This is a genomic window from Rhizobium sp. BK399, assembly GCF_014194695.1.
Lineage (GTDB): Bacteria > Pseudomonadota > Alphaproteobacteria > Rhizobiales > Rhizobiaceae > Rhizobium.
The window spans coordinates 104,277-120,151 of sequence record NZ_JACIAH010000015.1 but is presented as its reverse complement, the minus strand read 5'-3'; the positions used below and the strand labels follow the sequence as shown (position 1 = coordinate 120,151).

General features: G+C 61.1%; 15 protein-coding genes. 5 read left to right on the top strand and 10 right to left on the bottom strand.

The genetic code is table 11. The features are described 5' to 3' along the window. A complete protein-coding gene (locus FHT97_RS24560) occupies positions 1–747 on the bottom strand; it encodes an IclR family transcriptional regulator (protein ID WP_259130734.1) in 747 nt (248 codons plus the stop codon). Positions 748–928: 181 nt separating this feature from the next. Here FHT97_RS24560 and FHT97_RS24555 point away from each other — a divergent pair, with 181 nt between their 5' ends. After that, positions 929–2,125: an aminotransferase class V-fold PLP-dependent enzyme gene (locus tag FHT97_RS24555; RefSeq protein WP_183756417.1), complete on the top strand. Its 1,197-nt coding sequence runs from the start codon at positions 929–931 to the stop codon at positions 2,123–2,125. Positions 2,126–2,165: 40 nt separating this feature from the next. Then, entirely contained in the window at positions 2,166–3,998 is a 1,833-nt protein-coding gene (locus FHT97_RS24550; RefSeq protein WP_183756418.1) for an ABC transporter ATP-binding protein, read from the top strand. A gap of 382 nt (positions 3,999–4,380) precedes the next feature. Here the strand turns inward: FHT97_RS24550 and FHT97_RS24545 are convergent, their stop codons facing one another. The 3 genes from FHT97_RS24545 to FHT97_RS24535 are packed head-to-tail and all read right to left on the bottom strand — an operon-like array spanning position 4,381 to position 8,137. Beyond that, on the bottom strand, positions 4,381–6,681 hold the full coding sequence (locus FHT97_RS24545; protein WP_183864526.1) for a xanthine dehydrogenase family protein molybdopterin-binding subunit: 2,301 nt from the start codon (positions 6,679–6,681) through the stop codon (positions 4,381–4,383). Continuing rightward, complete coding sequence (locus FHT97_RS24540) at positions 6,678–7,664, bottom strand: xanthine dehydrogenase family protein subunit M (RefSeq protein WP_183864525.1); 987 nt, start codon at positions 7,662–7,664, stop codon at positions 6,678–6,680. Before FHT97_RS24540 ends, FHT97_RS24545 begins: the two co-directional genes overlap by 4 nt. Beyond that, positions 7,661–8,137, bottom strand: coding sequence for a (2Fe-2S)-binding protein (locus FHT97_RS24535; protein WP_183864524.1), 477 nt, complete (start codon positions 8,135–8,137; stop codon positions 7,661–7,663). Before FHT97_RS24535 ends, FHT97_RS24540 begins: the two co-directional genes overlap by 4 nt. A 231-nt stretch (positions 8,138–8,368) precedes the next feature. On the opposite strand from FHT97_RS24535, the gene FHT97_RS24530 reads away from it, so the two are divergent. Continuing rightward, positions 8,369–8,959 carry a helix-turn-helix domain-containing protein gene (locus tag FHT97_RS24530; protein WP_310503147.1) on the top strand — a complete coding sequence of 197 codons (591 nt, stop codon included), beginning with the start codon at positions 8,369–8,371 and terminating at the stop codon, positions 8,957–8,959. A gap of 111 nt (positions 8,960–9,070) precedes the next feature. Here FHT97_RS24530 and minE read toward each other — a convergent pair whose 3' ends face one another. The 6 genes from minE to FHT97_RS31065 form a co-directional block, all read right to left on the bottom strand. Then, a complete protein-coding gene (gene minE / locus FHT97_RS24525) occupies positions 9,071–9,331 on the bottom strand; it encodes a cell division topological specificity factor MinE (protein ID WP_183756423.1) in 261 nt (86 codons plus the stop codon). Next, positions 9,328–10,146, bottom strand: coding sequence for a septum site-determining protein MinD (gene minD, locus FHT97_RS24520; protein ID WP_183756424.1), 819 nt, complete (start codon positions 10,144–10,146; stop codon positions 9,328–9,330). The genes minE and minD overlap by 4 nt, the downstream gene beginning before the upstream one ends. Positions 10,147–10,178: 32 nt before the next feature. Then, positions 10,179–10,901 (bottom strand): septum site-determining protein MinC, encoded by a 723-nt coding sequence (gene minC / locus FHT97_RS24515; RefSeq protein WP_183756425.1) that lies wholly within the window; start codon positions 10,899–10,901, stop codon positions 10,179–10,181. A gap of 328 nt (positions 10,902–11,229) precedes the next feature. Beyond that, positions 11,230–11,367 carry a DUF1127 domain-containing protein gene (locus FHT97_RS24510; RefSeq protein ID WP_007797120.1) on the bottom strand — a complete coding sequence of 46 codons (138 nt, stop codon included), beginning with the start codon at positions 11,365–11,367 and terminating at the stop codon, positions 11,230–11,232. 228 nt (positions 11,368–11,595) lie between these two features. Further along, positions 11,596–11,685, bottom strand: coding sequence for a hypothetical protein (locus FHT97_RS31460; protein WP_259186264.1), 90 nt, complete (start codon positions 11,683–11,685; stop codon positions 11,596–11,598). Positions 11,686–11,701: 16 nt separating this feature from the next. Then, on the bottom strand, positions 11,702–11,923 hold the full coding sequence (locus FHT97_RS31065) for a GSU2403 family nucleotidyltransferase fold protein (RefSeq protein ID WP_281412077.1): 222 nt from the start codon (positions 11,921–11,923) through the stop codon (positions 11,702–11,704). Between the two features lie 613 nt (positions 11,924–12,536). Here FHT97_RS31065 and FHT97_RS24500 point away from each other — a divergent pair. Further along, a complete protein-coding gene (locus FHT97_RS24500; protein WP_183864522.1) occupies positions 12,537–14,618 on the top strand; it encodes a transketolase C-terminal domain-containing protein in 2,082 nt (693 codons plus the stop codon). A 3-nt stretch (positions 14,619–14,621) separates the two neighbouring features. Then, complete coding sequence (locus FHT97_RS24495; protein ID WP_183864521.1) at positions 14,622–15,872, top strand: 2-oxo acid dehydrogenase subunit E2; 1,251 nt, start codon at positions 14,622–14,624, stop codon at positions 15,870–15,872. Positions 15,873–15,875: the final 3 nt, after the last annotated feature.

The window sequence follows — 15,875 nt, the reverse complement described above, 5'->3', positions numbered from 1 at the left end:
TCAGTGATTGCGCCAACCCATCAATTTTTCGATCCGCTGCGCCGAAGCCCGCACCTGTTCAGTGTAGCGGCTCTCGTCGGACAGGACCTTCTGTTCCGGCAGCACAATCGAGATGGTCGCAACGCACTGTCCCTCCCGGTCGCAGACCGGGGAGGCAATGCAGGCAACCGCGTAGTCCGACTCGGCGACCTGGATCGACAGCCTCTCCGCAAACGCCTTCCCGGCTGCGTCAGAAAGCGTTGCCGCATCGATTTCGGCGCGTCCGGTCGGCGAGCTGCGGGCGCAGCGCCTGAACAGGTCCACCCGCTCGCTCTCCGGCAGGTGACCGACAAGAAGTCTGCCGGATGCAGTCCAGTTCAGTGGCACGCGCGTTCCGACCCGCGAGGCGACCTGGAAGTGGCTCGGACCGTCCGCCATCGCAAGGACCAGCATGTAGTCGCCGTCGCGACCGCATACCTGGACGGTTTCGCCCGCCTGGCGGCAAAGATCGTGCATTTCATGCGTGGCAACACTCATGAAATCCAGCGACCGCGCATAGGCGAGACCGTAATGATAGAGGCGCGAACCCAGCCAGATCGATCCGTCGGAATTGCGGGCCAGCATGTTCTTGTCTACCAGGTCGTCAATGATGACATAGACCGTGGAGAGCGGCGCCCGGACGGCCTTGGCAATCGCGTAGGCTCCGGCCGGGGAACCGGTCTCGTAAAGATAATCGATAACCTGCAAGGCACGATCGATGCCGCTCACCCGAGAGCGCCGCGCGCCTTTGGCGTCCGCCTCGTCAACCGATACCGTCTCGTCAACCTGGGTTGCGGAGGAGGGCTTGGTGTCCAATTTCAAGGTTCCTCGTCTGATTACGGGACGCTATTACATTACTATGGCATAACTGTCGATGGCAATTCGCAAGCCGCCACTTTGGAGAACTAGAATGTCCGATGATATCCGCACCACGATCGGCCTGCGCCCGGTCATCAACGTGTCCGGTACGATGACCAGCCTCGGCGCCTCGATCGTCGTTCCGCAAGCAATCCAGGCGATGGAAGCAATCCTGCCGCAATTTGTCGAAATCAATGACCTGCAGCGCATGGCAAGCAAGGTCATCGCCAGGTTGACCGGTGCCGAAGCAGGCTTTGTCACGGCATCGTGCTCCGCTGGCATCAGCCTTGCTGTCGCCGGTGCAATCACCGGCAACAATCTCCTCGCCATCGAAAAACTGCCCGATGCGACGCTCGAGAAGAACGAAGTCCTCGTGCAGATGGGTCATGTCGTGAGCTACGGCGCGCCCGTCGATCAGGCCATCCGACTTGCCGGCGGCAAAGTCGTGCTGATCGGGCAGGCCACCTCGACGCATCGCTTTCACATGGAAAATGCCATCACCGAAAAAACAGCGGCGGCCGTCTATGTCGTGTCCCATCATGTTGTCGACTATGGCCTGCTGCACCTCAGCGAGTTCGTCGAGATCGCTCACGCCAAGGGCGTTCCGGTCATCGTCGACGCAGCTTCCGAATACGACCTCAGGCTGTTTCTTGCACAGGGGGCCGATATCGCCCTTTATTCCGGGCACAAGTTCCTCGGCGGCCCGACCTCCGGCATCGTTGCCGGCAAAAAGGAACTGGTCCGCAGCGCCTTCCTTCAGAACATGGGGATCGGTCGCGGCATGAAGGTTGGCAAGGAGAGCATCTATGGCGTCATGGCTGCGCTGGAAGCGTGGGAAAAGCGCGATCACGCTGGAATCCGCGAACGTGAGACAGGCTATCTCAAGCTCTGGAAGGAAACGCTGGATGGCCGCCCGGGCGTGAGAGCCCTCATCGAACCTGATCCGACGAACAATCCGCTTGAGCGCCTGCGGGTCGTGGTGTCGCCAACCGAGGCACACATCACCGCGTGGGATCTGGCCACGGCACTGTCGCGTGGCGACCAGCCGGTCATCGTACGCGACCACGAGGTCGAGCATCAGCATTTCTATCTCGATCCCTGCAACCTGCATCCTGGCCAGGAAAAGATCGTTGCCGCCCGGCTGAGCGAAGAACTCGACAGGGCCCGCGCCTCGAACGAGATCATCGCCACCCCGCTCGAAAACCGCAGCAGACACCGCTTCGACGGGATTTTGCGCTGGCCGGACTGAGGATCGGCAGGCGGCAAGGGATAAAGGAAAGGGAACAAAAATGAGTGTCACAGAGATTAGCGCTTCGCGGCCCGCTAACCCGGTTCTGTCCGTTCACAACCTGACCACCTCGTTTCTGGTTGATGGTGGCTGGAAACCGGTCGTGCGGAATGTTTCCTTCTCCGTGTCACCTGGAGAAACGGTCGCCATCGTCGGTGAGAGCGGTTCGGGAAAGAGTGTGACGTCACTCTCGATCATGCGGCTCCTGCAGGCGGACTCAAGCCGTATCGAGGGCAAGGTCATGCTTGATGGCCGTGACCTCTTGTCCCTTTCGCAAGACGAGATGCGCAAGGTGCGCGGCAACGATGTCTCGATGATCTTCCAGGAGCCGATGACGAGCCTCAATCCGCTCTTTACCATCGGCGATCAGATCTCGGAGGCATTGCTGTGCCACAGGGCGATGTCAACGGCAGAGGCCAGGTCGGAGACCATTCGCCTGCTGGAAAAGGTTCGCATCCCGTCCGCGGCCTCCCGTTTCGACGAGTATCCGCATCGTTTTTCGGGCGGCATGCGCCAACGCGTGATGATTGCCATGGCGCTTGCCTCCCGGCCGAAACTCCTTATCGCCGACGAGCCGACGACAGCGCTCGACGTAACCATCCAGGGGCAGATCCTCGATCTCATCAAGATGCTGCAGGACGAACAGAAAACCTCGGTCCTCTTCATTACCCACGACATGGGCGTCGTTGCCGAAATCGCCGACCGGACCGTCGTGATGTACCGCGGTGAAGAGGTGGAGACCGGGACAACAGGTGACATCTTCCACCGCGCAAAGCATCCCTACACCCGCACTCTCCTGTCGGCCGTGCCGGTGCTCGGATCGATGCAGGTCTACACGCGGCCATTGCGTTTTCCCGTCGTCAACGCCGTGACGGGCGAAACCGATGCTGGGGTCGAAGTGCCTGATACCGTCACCAGGGACAGACCGATCCTCGAGGTCAAAGGGCTGACCAAACGCTTTGACATCCATTCGGGACTGCTTGGCCGATTGAGCGGGCGGGTGCATGCAGTCGAGAACGTGTCTTTCGACCTTCGCGCCGGCGAGACACTGTCCCTCGTCGGCGAATCCGGTTGTGGCAAATCGACGACCGGTCGCGCCATCATGCGCCTGATCGAGCCGGATTCCGGCGCCGTCATCGTCGAGGGACGCGACATGCTCTCCCTCGGCAAGCGCGAGATGCGCGAGATGCGCAAATCGGTCCAGATGATCTTTCAGGATCCCTTCGCATCGCTCAATCCCCGCATGACCGTCGGTCAGGCGATTGCCGAACCGTATCTTGAGCACAAGATGGGTACGGCGAAACAGGCACGGGATGTCGTCGCCGACATGCTGTTGAAGGTTGGGCTCACGCCCGATATGGCGCAGCGCTACCCGCACGAATTCTCCGGCGGCCAGCGACAGCGCGTTTGCATCGCCCGGGCCCTGGCGCTTCAGCCGAAGGTGATCGTTGCAGACGAAAGCGTCTCGGCGCTCGACGTATCGATCAAGGCGCAGGTCATCAATCTGATGCTCGACCTGCAGCAGAGCCTGGATCTCGCCTTCCTGTTCATTTCCCATGACATGGCCGTCGTCGAACGCGTCAGCCATCGGGTGGCCGTGATGTACCTCGGAGAGATTGTCGAAATCGGCCCCCGCGCGGCGATCTTCGGCAACCCCCAGCACGAGTACACCAGGAAGCTGATGGCAGCCGTGCCGGTACCGGATCCCGACCGCCGCCATCAGAAGCGCAAGGCCGTCGTCGAGGAGTTGAAGAGCCCGATCCGGCCCGTCGAATACGAGGCTGACCGGCGTGAATATCGAACCGTTTCGCCGGGACATCTTGTGATCGCCTGAGCGCTCCGTGATGAAGGTCGAAGCGATCGCTGCCGCCACACCTCGGGTGGCGGCAGCGGCAGACCGCGGTTTTCTCGCGCCAATCTGGTAAGCAGCTGCAGCAATCGTTGCGGAACCGTGGTCGGAGTTTGGCGTTTAGAAACGGTCGCCGGCGGCAGTGCTTTCTGTCATTTTGTAGTTTGCACCTGCCTGCTGTCGGCGACAACCCCTCACGTGCAGGCTTGCGCTGTCGGGACACAGGTCGTTTGGTGTCGAAAGGTACTGGTACAACGAAGAGGCGTGCCTGTTCACGGCATGGGGCGTGAGCTTGCCCGAACCGATGCGAGGTGGCCGAATGCTCGCCACCTCACATCACTGTCACGCGTTCAGTCCTTCGGGGTCGTCACGAACCCAGCACCTTGTCGAGTGTGAGCGGGAGGTCGCGGATCCGCTTGCCGGTTGCATGGAAAACAGCGTTGGCAATTGCTGGCGCCACACCGACGATACCGACCTCCCCTACCCCCTTTCCACCTAGAACCGAGGCTTCCTTGTCTGGAATGCCGACCGAGATGACCTCGATGTCAGGGATATCAGCATTGGTGGCGACGAGATAATCACCGAGGTTGTTGTTGACCAGGCGACCATTGCGCGGATCCACCAGCCCCTCTTCGAGAAGCGCCTGGCCGATCCCCATGATGATGCCGCCGCGCCATTGGCTTTCCGCCAGCTTCGGATTGTAGATCCTGCCGCAGTCGAATGCCGATACGACGCGGGAGACACGGATCGTCCCGAAGTCTTCGTCGACCATCACCTCGACAAAATGCGCGCACCAGCTGTGCATGGAATAATCACCTGCCGTTGGTCCGCGGATGCTTCCCATGGTCGTCCAGGCCTTGCGGTGACTATCGGGCCCCTGCTCATTGTCCGGAAGCGTGTTTTTTCGCGTCTCGATCGACTGGCGACCGAGCGCTGACATAAGGTCACGGATCGGCAACGACATGCCTCCGTCGCGCGGAACCGAAACGCGCCCGTCGGCAACCGTCAGCGTGTTCGCGCCGGTATCGCGAAATGGTGACGCTCCATCGTTGAGCGCCAGCGCGATCAGTTCGTCGCGCGCGGCCGATGCAGCCTTGTGCACAGCCCCTGTTATGGCGCCGGCGAGCATCGAGCCGCCGGCAACCGTCGCACCGGGAAGCGATGAATCGCCAAGCCGGACATTGATCGTCTCGACCGGGACACCCAGCGCATCGGCCGCCGTCTGGGCAAGGATCGTGTAGGTGCCCTGACCCATGTCGATCGCGCCACTGACGACCTCTGCCGAACCATCAGCGAGAATACGGACAAGCGCTTCGCTTGCGGCTCGAAGGACCGGAAACGTTCCGCAAGCGACGCCCCATCCGACCAGACGCCGGCCGTTTCTCATCGAGCGGGGGGCAAGGCTTCGGCGCGACCATCCGAATGCTTCACTGCCCGCTGACAGCGCCTCCCGCAACCGCCGCGTAGACCAGGGCTTGCCCGACTGCGGATCACGTTCGGCATAGTTGCGCAGTCTGATCTCGACAGGATCAATGCCGACCGCGTAAGCGAGCTCGTCCATCGCGCATTCGAGCCCAAAGGCACTCGGATTTTTGCCTGGTGCCCGCAGCGCTCCAGGAACAATCGTATTCACCGCGACCAGCCGATGCTCCGCACTGAAATTCTCGACCGCATACATCAGCGGCGTTGCTGCGCTGGTCTGCTCCGGAAAATCGGCATAGGTCGCCGTTTCGCTGGCACCGCGATGGACAAGTGCCTGGAGGACCCCTTCCGAATTCGCGCCGAGTGCGATCGTCTGCCGGGTCGCGGCACGGCCGCCGAGGGCGGTGAACGTCTGAGGACGCGTCACGGCAAGCTTCACCGGCCGGGCGAGCTTGCGGGCAGCCGCCGCTGCAAGTGCGCCATAGGCATAAGCCGTCGCCTTGGAACCGAACCCGCCTCCGATGAACGGCGAAATGATCCGCACATTTTCATAGGGCAATCCGAACCACTCTGCATAGGTGCGGGCCATTCCGTGCGTCCACTGGCTGGGCTCCCGGATGGTCAAGGTGTCCCCGTCCCACTCTGCGGTGAGGCCATGCGGCTCGATCGCGACATGGAATTCCCGCGGCGTCTTGTACTCTGCCTCGACGCGAACAGGGGCAGCGGCGAGTGCGCTCGTTGCATCACCCCAGGTGACCGTCAGTGCGTCGAGTAGCTTTCCTTCTTTCGCCGCGGCGTCGTCGAAACCGACAATCGCCGGAGCCTCCTCATAGGTGATCTCGATCAGCCTTGCCGCCTCACTCGCCTGCTCCAGGGTTTCCCCGATGACAGCCGCAACGGCCTGACCGTTGAAGGTGATGTCCCGGGACAGCGGATGATAGGGCTGGTTGTCCGGCCGGTTTCCATACCAGTCCGACGCAATGCTGAGATTGAGTTCGATGTCCGGCGTCAGCACCATCAGCGTTCCCGGTGCTGCCTCGGCCTTGCTGCTGTCGATGGCGACGATGCGCCCGGCTGCAATCCTGCTCTGCACGAGGACACCGTAAGTGACCCCCTTGACCTGATGCTCGAGGGCAAAGGGCGCACCGCCGGTGATCTTCAGCCGGCCGTCAAGGCGCGACAGTCGCCCACCGATCGTGCCATCAGAGGAGTCTCCACGTTTGCTGCGAGGTTCCATAATGGTCATGCCAGACCTCCTGTCTCGAGAATGGCGCGCGTCACGACACGCGGTGCGAGTTCGATCTTGTGACGGTTGCCGCCGTGACTGACGGCACCTTCCATGGCAAGGCGGCTTGCGGCCGCAATCGCTCCGACGTCATCAAGGGATTTCCCCTTCAGTGCTGCTTCAACGGACCGCGCCCGCCACGGCGTTGTCGCAACCCCGCCCAATGCAACGCTGGCGTTGCGGATCGTCTTGCCGTCGGCCTCGAATTCCAATCCGACGGCTGCACTTGCGGCGGCAAACTCGAAGGACTGGCGATCACGAACCTTGAGGTAGGTCGAGTTTCTTGCCAGCGGCGTGCGGGGAACCCTGATCGACAGGATCATTTCTCCTGGTTCCAGTACCGTTTCTCTCTCCGGCGTGTCCGACGGCAGCAGGAAGAAGTCTTCCACGGCCACCTGACGCCCGCCGAGATCGATCACCGCATCGAGGGCAGCCAGCGCGACAGCGAGGTCGCCCGGATAGGACGCGATGCAGGCGTCGCTGGTTCCGAGCACGGCATGGTTTCGGGTTACCCCCTCAATTGCCGAACAGCCAGAACCGGGGGCGCGCTTGTTGCAGGCCTTGAAGGTCGCGGGGTCGCGGAAATAGGGACAGCGTGTCCTTTGCAACAGGTTCCCCCCTGTTGTCGCCATGTTTCGCAACTGTGCGGAGGCGGCAAGGGAAAGGGATTTTGAAACGGCCGGATAATCGGCGCGAATGCCGGGGCTTGCTGCCACATCCTCCATCTTCGCGAGCGCGCCGATCGTGACACCGTCGCTGTCAGCAGAGATCTTCGCCAGATCCGGAAGACGGCTGATGTCGATCACCGAATCGGGAGCGGCAACGCCGCATTTGGCGAGATCGAGGAGGGTTGTCCCGCCTGCGATAAACACGGCGCCCGATTGCATGACGTGCTTTCGGGCGTCATCGACCGAGCGGGCCCTGATATACTCGAAATCTCTCATCGGGCCATCTCCGCAGCTTGGCGCACGGCCGCAACGATATGGTTGTAGGCTCCGCAGCGACAGAGGTTGCCGGCCATGGCCTCGCGAATCTCCTCGTCCGTCATGGCGCCTCCCTCGCGGATCAATGCGACCGCCGACATGATCTGCCCCGGTGTGCAATAGCCACACTGGAATGCATCATGGTCAAGAAAGGCTGCCTGCACCGGGTGCAGATCGCCATTGTCTGACGCCAGCCCCTCGATGGTCGTGACCTCCTGGCCTTCGACCTGCGCGGCAAGGGTCAGGCAGGCAAGCACGCGCTTGCCATCGAGATGCACCGTGCAGGCGCCGCATTGTCCCTGATCGCAGCCCTTCTTCGTACCGGTCAGGCCCAGTTGCTCGCGAAGCGCATCGAGCAAGGTCACGCGTGGCTCGACATCGAGTTCGTAACGGTGTCGATTGACGTCGAGGGAAAGATGAATCGTCCGGGTCATGGGGAGCTCCTGCTCTCGTCACGGGATGGCAAATGAGGTTCCAGAGGGGTGGCCAAACAAGCCCGGCGCGCTAGCTAACGTCATGAAAGCAAGGCCGGGCGCGTTTCAGCATGACATCATGCCCTCTTCTGGATTAAGAAGTGGAGGGCGCTCCATATAATCGGAGGCGCCTCCGTTTAATCTAGTGACTTGCCGCGTCGCGTCAAGTCCCGAACGTGCATGGAGTCTAGTTTGCCCTCGGCCGCGCCGGAGACAGCACCGCCCTCACACCCTCCCCTTCGGGCCGACGCACGCCGGAATCGGGAAAAGTTGATTGAAGCCGCGTCCGCCGCCTTTGCCGAGCATGGCGTTGAAACGTCGCTCGAGGATATTGCTCGAAAGGCCGGCGTGGGGATCGGCACCCTCTATCGCCATTTTCCCACCCGCGAGCACTTGGTTGAAGTGATCTACCGCAGGGAACTGGAGGCTCTCGCGGCTGCCGCACTGGAGCTTGCGGCAAGGCATCCCTCCGATATCGCGTTGGAAGAGTGGATGCGACGTTTCGTCGACTACATCGCCACCAAGCGCGGAATGGCCGGCAGCCTGAAGATATTGATGGACTCGAACAGCTCTCTCTTTGCCGAGGGTGCCGGCCGCCTCAAAAGCGCGGCGGGCGGCCTTCTGACAACAGCAGCGCAAGAGGGCAAGATCCGGGACGACATCGACACGACGGACCTCCTGCACGCCCTTTCGAGCATATATTCCCTGCCAGCGTCCCCGGAATGGCGCGACCGCTCGAACCGCCTCATCGGGCTCTTGATGGATGGCTTGCGAAGGAAATAGCCGGCGACCGCATCGACGACGGCAGCGGCGTTGCCTGTCTGAGGTGAGGCTTGACGCTGAAAATGAAAAGGCGGCGCCAGGGACGCCGCCTTGAAATCATGCTGCCTTGAGTCACGCCGCCTTGACGGTCGTACCAAGGGGAATTTCGACATCAATCTCCAGCACCGACATATGCTCGTCGCGATCCATTGTCACGCGCACCCTTTCGTTGTCGACGTCAATGTGCTTGGCGATGACCGCAAGGATTTCCTCACGCAACAGCGAGACAAGATCAGACCCGGCAGAGACGCGCTCGTGCGCCAGCAATACCTGCAGGCGCTCGCGGGCCGCAGGCGCGGTCCGCTGTTTCCCAAAGAAGTTGAAAATGCTCATGCAGCCGCCCTCCGTCCGAAGATCTTGCCGAAGATGCCCCGCTTCTCTCCCGGGATGACGACTGGAAACTCCTCACCCGCCAGTCTCCGCGCCGCATCGAAATAGGCCAGCGCAGGCGCACTGCGATTGTCCGCCAGGGTCACGGGGGCACCGATGTTGGATGCGCGAAGCACGTCCGAACTTTCCGGGATGATGCCAAGCAGCGGGATCGAGAGGATCTCCAGCACGTCGTCGACCTTCAACATGTCACCCCGTTCGGCACGGTTCGGGTCGTAGCGTGTCAGGAGCAGGTGCTTTTCCATCCGCTCTCCGCGTTCAGCCTTCTCAGTCTTCGAATCAAGCAGACCGATGATGCGGTCGGAGTCGCGGACGGAGGAAACTTCCGGATTGGTGACGACCACAGCGACGTCGGCGTGGCGCATCGCCAGCGTAGCGCCACGTTCGATGCCGGCTGGGCTGTCGCAGATGATCCAGTCGAAATGACGCTTCAGGTCATTGATCACGCGCTCGACGCCTTCGGCGGTAAGATTGTCCTTGTCGCGCGTTTGTGATGCCGGCAAAAGGAAGAGCGTCTCAACCCGCTTGTCGCGGATCAGCGCCTGGGAAAGCTTCGCGTCCCCCTGGATGACGTTGACCAGGTCGTAGACAACCCTGCGCTCAGCCCCCATGACGAGGTCGAGGTTGCGAAGGCCGACGTCGAAGTCGACAACAACGACCTTCTCGTTCCTTTGGGCCAAGGCTGCTCCGAGGGCTGCGGTGGATGTGGTCTTGCCCACTCCGCCCTTGCCCGAAGTGACGACGATGACTTTCCCCATCTTTATCTCCTGTGTGATAGCCAGTTTCGGGCCTAACTAAGTTTCTCTGCCTTGATGGAATCACCGTCCAGCCAGAGCTGAACGGACTGTCCGCGAAGGTTGGATGCTATGTCTTCGGCCATCTTGTAGATGCCGTCGATGGCAACGAGCTCTGCCTCGAGCTTGCGGCAGAAGATGCGCGCTGACGTATTGCCAACCGAACCAGCCATGGCGCGCCCCCTCAATGTTCCGTAGATATGAACCGAACCGCCGGCAATAATCTCCGCACCTGACGCGACCGAACCTATGACGGTAACGTCGCCTTCTGGAAAAATCAGCGACTGACCGGAACGGATAGGCTCGCGAATGACGATTGATTGCAACGCCGCACGCGTTTCGATCACCGGCGCCTTGCGTTCAACATCAATGGTCGGCTCCTGCTGGGGAACCTCGAAATCCGAGACTGGGCGCCCTCCCTTGAGAGCCGGCGGCATGCCTGGTCCGATCAGCGACGGGCGGCAGCCTTCGATCCCCATGATGCTGACATTGCGCTGTGCAAGCTCGGCAATTAGGCCCTTCAGTTGTGCGCGGTCGATCTGAAGATCGCTCACGTCGAGTACCACAGGCCGCCCCAGGAAGAAGCCGGCAGACCGCGCGGCAAGATCATCCAGTCGTACGAGCCAGTCGTCGAAGGGAAGATCTGGCGATAGCATGACCGCGAGGAAGGAGCGGCCCTTGATACGGATAGAGCGAGCGTCAGTTAGCACTTTGGTCATCTATGTTAAGAAAACGTTGACCAATTTTTATCGCTGATTTGGTTAACAAATGGTTAATATCTGACGCCCGGGGCGTTAACAATTTTCATTCCGAAACGCCGTCGGCTTGTTGCAATCAGCGCTTGACGGCATCGTCGGCCAGGCCTCAAAGGCGGCTGCTTTGGCACCTGCCAGTTCACCCCTTTACGCGGAGGTAAGCGCGTGTCCTCCCGCGGCAATCGCTCTGATGATTGGTTGCCCGTATGTCGGGGTCGGGGCTGGACGGTATGGCCCAAATACAACAAAGGCCCGCTCTGGCGGGCCTTGATGTCTCGGTCTTCTCGTCGTCTTAGCGACCGTAAACCAGGCGCTTGATGTCACCACGCGTGACCCCGATGTCCTTCAGGGCTGCATCGTCGAGTCTCGAAAGGTCTCTGTAGGCTTTGCGGAGCTGTAAGAACTCTCCGATCCGGTTGCCGATTTTCATGTCATATCTCCTTGTGCGTTGCACAAATATATAGCTGACTGCTTTCCAAATGAGCACTTCGAAAACCGCATATGTGGCATCTCGAATTTGCAACCTCGCCCTGCCGGTGAGCAACCGGGCGGCGGTTTCCACATCGGGTCGTGCGTCCGATAACCGCCGACGCGGCACTCGTCAGGCTGTTTTGCAAAAACAGTATAACTGAGCATCCGGACAAGGTTTGACACTCGGTCACCAGGGGCTCGAGGTCAGGAATTCAACCCGATAGCCAGTCGAATTCTGGAATGCCGACGAGGCTGCGGCGCCGGATCGATGAGGCACCGGCCGGAATGAAGGATCACCCCCTGCAGCAGCTCGACGATCGGCGGCAGGCTATCTTCGACTTCCCAGGAGATGGCATAGTCCTGCGCAATATCGGCACCCCGGTGAGGATGGCTGTCATCGGCAAGCGGACGCCCAGCAACCCGGGAATAGCACTGAAAGCCACCGTGCCGATGAGGACGCCCCGAAGCTGGAACAGACCGCCATCGGCCAATGCCTCTACGATGTCTTCGGACATGGCATCGGGCGCAGTCGTTCCCCCTTCGCGACCATTCGCCGCCGCGTGCCAAGGTCATCCTTCTCACGTTTGTGGTCAGCGACCCGCTGCGCGATATCAGGATCGTGTTGCGGACCGACATAGCGACGTGTCGTTCCTCCGTGTCCATCGGGGATGTCGAAATACCAGTAGCGGCGACCTTTGATGTTGGCGGGCGTGAACCGTCCCTCCGGAGGGAAATCGGCCGTCCACGCGGCGTCGAGCGAGCGCTGACCAACTCGGCCAGCATTGTCTGATCACGAGGTCGATAGTCTTCAAGCACCTGGACCCCGTTTTTGTGGCTCGCACGGCGTTAAACCATTTTACAAAAACAGCATAACCGGCGAGGAAGCTGAAAGAACAAGCGGCGGGTCACTCCCGGACGGAACCTCTCAGGGGGACGACAGGCTGCTCCGGCATTACTGCTTCGACAAGCCGATCCCTCCCCAGGATTATCCGGACGGAAAACTTCCGCTTATGGAGGTATTTTTGAAACCGATGTTTCATCCGGAGGCGCTTTTTGCTGGAACCTGAAACGCTTCGTCTCTGACACTGCGCTATTCTCCCCAGAACCAAGAGTCGAGGAGGAACGAAGATGGCACAGGTGGTCGCGACCCGTTTTCGAGACAGGGAGGTACCTGACGAAGGCATTGACTGGACGCGGGTTGCCAGTCTGCTCCAGCTGTCGCGGAGCCTTGATGAAATGGAAGAAGCGCGCCTTGTTCCGGAGAAGAAGGTCCTCTATCAATTTTCCGCCCGCGGCCATGACATGGCGCAGATCATCCTCGGCCTGCAGCTGACGAACAGACACGATGCGACATGCGGCTACTACCGGTCACGGCCTTTGCTCCTGTCCCTTGGCGTCGACCCCGCCGACGCCCTCGGCTCGGCCATGGGTCGGGCAGGTGGCTATTCCGACGGCCGCGACATTGGCGTGGTCTTCAACTATCCGAGCAGAAACGGCGCCTCGGCCCTGCCGATGTGCGGCGGTGTCGGCGCCCAATACACGCCGACGGCCGGTTGGGCGGAGGCGCTTCACTACTATGCGGGGCCAATGGGAAAGCCTGAATATGGCGATGCAATCGCAGTCGTTCTCGGTGGCGATGGGTCCGTTGCGTCGAATGGCTTTTGGTCGGCATTGACGATTGCCACCACACAAAAGCTGCCGATGCTGTTCTACGTCGAGGATAACGGGTACGGGATCTCCGTGCCATCGGACATGCAGACGCCCGGCGGGAACATCGCGGCCAACCTCGCAAGCTGGCGCAACCTTGCCATATTTGAAGGCGATGGCTGCAGTCCTGCCGATGTCGCCCGCCTCACCCGACAGGCGGTCCACTATGTCCGCGGCGACAGAATGCCGGCCCTTCTGCGCCTGAGCGTCCCGCGCCTTGAGGGCCACAGCTTCCAGGATACGCAGGCCTACAAAAGCGAAGCACTCGTCAAGGCAGAGTGGGCGCGCGACCCGCTGCCGCGCCTGCGAGATTATCTGGTCCCATCGATCATGAGTGCAGAGGCGTGGGACAGAGCAAGGGCGGAAGCGGATAGCATTGCAGAACAGGCCCGCATCGAGGCGGAAAGCCGGAACGTGCCCTCACCGGAGACCGTGGTGCGCCATGTTTTCTTCGAGGGCGATCTCCAGGCCATGGGTGGCCAGTACAGCACCGGCTATCGCCCGCCGGAATCGACCGATGAGCCTTCCCCGGAAGGCCAGCGTATCAACATGGTCACATCGATCAGACGCACGCTTGATCATGAACTGAGCATCAACGAGCGCGTCGTGTTGTTCGGTGAGGACATCGGCCAGAAGGGTGGCGTCCATGCCGTGACACTCGGCCTGCAGGAGAAATTCGGGAAGGACCGGGTGTTCGATACTTCGCTCTCGGAGGAAGGCATCGTCGGGCGGGCGGTCGGAATGGCGCTTGCCGGACTTGTTCCCGTTCCGGAAATCCAGTTCCGCAAATATGCAGAACCGGCAACGGAGCAGATCAATGATTGCGGGACAATCCGGTGGCGCACCAACAATCGGTTCGCCGCGCCTGTCGTGCTGCGCATGCCGGGTGGCTTCTTCAAGTGTGGGGATCCGTGGCACAGCCAGACGAACGAAGTCGCCTTCATCCATCAGCCCGGCTGGAAGGTGGCGGTTCCCTCAAATGCGGAAGATGCGGTCGGACTGCTGCGCACTGCACTGCGCGGCAATGATCCAGTCATCTTCTTCGAGCACCGGGCAATGCTCGACCATCCCTGGGCACGTCGACCCTATCCTGGCGACCATTACACCCTCCCCTTCGGCAAGGCGCGGTTTACCCGCAAGGGCGAGGCGATCACGATCGTGACGTGGGGCGCGATGGTCCCTCGTTGCGAGGAGGCTGCAGAAGGGATCTCGGCGGATCTTATCGATCTTCGCACATTGATGCCCTGGGACCGCGAGAGTGTCCTTTCCTCGGTGCGCAGGACGCGGCGGTGCCTTGTCGTACACGAGGATCTTGGCACGGCCGGCTTTGGCGCCGAGATTGCTGCCGTCATAGCAAATGAGGCCTTCATCGACCTCGACGCGCCGGTCTCGCGATTGACGATGCCTGATATACCCAGTCCTCACAGTCCGGTCCTGCTCGAGTGGGCAGTGCCGTCGGCGGACCGCATCAGACAGAAAATCAAGGACCTCCTGGAGTACTAGACGATGGCGAACTTTATCGAGGTCCTGGTCCCCCTGGAACAGGAGGGGACAACGGCCGTCGTTCGCAACTGGCTGAAACAGGCCGGAGATGCAGTTGCTGAGGACGACGCACTGGTCGAGATCGAAACCGACAAGGTGACCCAAGAGATTCCGGCACCCGTTGCCGGCATTCTCGCCGAGATCCTCATGATGCCTGGCGCCGACGCAACGCCCGGAGCCGTGCTCGCCCGGATCCGGGCCGACCATGCGCTCCCTGACCAGGGGACTTGCGAGACCGCTGAGAACGAGACGATAAAAGGTGACAACGCTCCCGTATGTGCCGGCGTCGGAACGCTCGGCAGCGAACGTTTGTCGCCGGCGGTGCGAAGCGCTTTCGAGGAATACGGCATCGATCCGGCAAACGTTGTCGGCACCGGGCGGAACGGTCGCGTGACCCGTATGGATATGGACAACGCATTCCTGGCGAGGAAATCGCCAGGCGGTGGCGAAACACCTTCCGACACTGATCGACGACAGTCCGATCGACCGCCTGCCAGCTCCCGCATTGTCGCACACACGCCGATGAGGCTGTCGATCGCGCGGCACATGCTGGAGTCGGTCACGACCGCCCCCCACGTCACGTCAATCTTCGAAGCCGACTTCACCGCCGTGATGCGCCATCGTGCCATGTACAGGGCAGAATTTGCGGCCGAAGGCATCGATCTGTCCTACTCGTCCTACATTGTCGCGGCATGTGCCGCAGCCATGCGGGCAGTCCCTGAGGTCAACAGCCGATGGCACGACGACCACCTGGAGATCTTCGACGACCTCAACATAGGCATCGGCGTCGCGCTCGGCGACAGCGGGCTGGTTGTTCCCGTCATCCACAGGGCCCAGGATCTGGACCTGTCCGACGTCGCCGCAAGGCTTCAGGACATAACCATGCGGGGACGGGACGGAAAGCTGACCAATGCCGACATGCGCGGCGGCACGTTCACCATATCGAACCATGGCGTCTCGGGATCGCTTGTCGCAGCCCCGATCATCATCAACCAACCGCAATCAGCCATTCTGGGCGTTGGAAAGATAGAAAAGCGGGTTGTCGTCAGAATTGTCGACGGCGTTGACGCAATCCAGATCCGACCGATGGCCTATGTATCCCTGACGATTGACCACCGCGCCCTGGACGCCCATCAGACCAATGCGTGGCTGACGCGGTTCGTTGAGACGCTGGAAGCATGGGACGCATCGCAACCGTCACATCCGCGGCGCTAAGAA

Excerpts from the sequence above, each read along its gene's own strand:
- FHT97_RS24500 (WP_183864522.1), top strand. The coding sequence starts at position 12,537 with ATGGCACAGGTGGTCGCGACCCGTTTTCGAGACAGGGAGGTACCTGAC.
- FHT97_RS24545 (WP_183864526.1), bottom strand. The coding sequence starts at position 6,681 with ATGACCATTATGGAACCTCGCAGCAAACGTGGAGACTCCTCTGATGGC.
- minD (WP_183756424.1), bottom strand. The coding sequence starts at position 10,146 with ATGGGGAAAGTCATCGTCGTCACTTCGGGCAAGGGCGGAGTGGGCAAG.
- minE (WP_183756423.1), bottom strand. The coding sequence starts at position 9,331 with ATGAGCATTTTCAACTTCTTTGGGAAACAGCGGACCGCGCCTGCGGCC.
- FHT97_RS24510 (WP_007797120.1), bottom strand. The coding sequence starts at position 11,367 with ATGAAAATCGGCAACCGGATCGGAGAGTTCTTACAGCTCCGCAAAGCC.
- FHT97_RS24555 (WP_183756417.1), top strand. The coding sequence starts at position 929 with ATGTCCGATGATATCCGCACCACGATCGGCCTGCGCCCGGTCATCAAC.
- FHT97_RS31065 (WP_281412077.1), bottom strand. The coding sequence starts at position 11,923 with ATGTCCGAAGACATCGTAGAGGCATTGGCCGATGGCGGTCTGTTCCAG.
- FHT97_RS24535 (WP_183864524.1), bottom strand. The coding sequence starts at position 8,137 with ATGACCCGGACGATTCATCTTTCCCTCGACGTCAATCGACACCGTTAC.
- FHT97_RS24495 (WP_183864521.1), top strand. The coding sequence starts at position 14,622 with ATGGCGAACTTTATCGAGGTCCTGGTCCCCCTGGAACAGGAGGGGACA.
- FHT97_RS24540 (WP_183864525.1), bottom strand. The coding sequence starts at position 7,664 with ATGAGAGATTTCGAGTATATCAGGGCCCGCTCGGTCGATGACGCCCGA.
- FHT97_RS24550 (WP_183756418.1), top strand. The coding sequence starts at position 2,166 with ATGAGTGTCACAGAGATTAGCGCTTCGCGGCCCGCTAACCCGGTTCTG.
- minC (WP_183756425.1), bottom strand. The coding sequence starts at position 10,901 with ATGACCAAAGTGCTAACTGACGCTCGCTCTATCCGTATCAAGGGCCGC.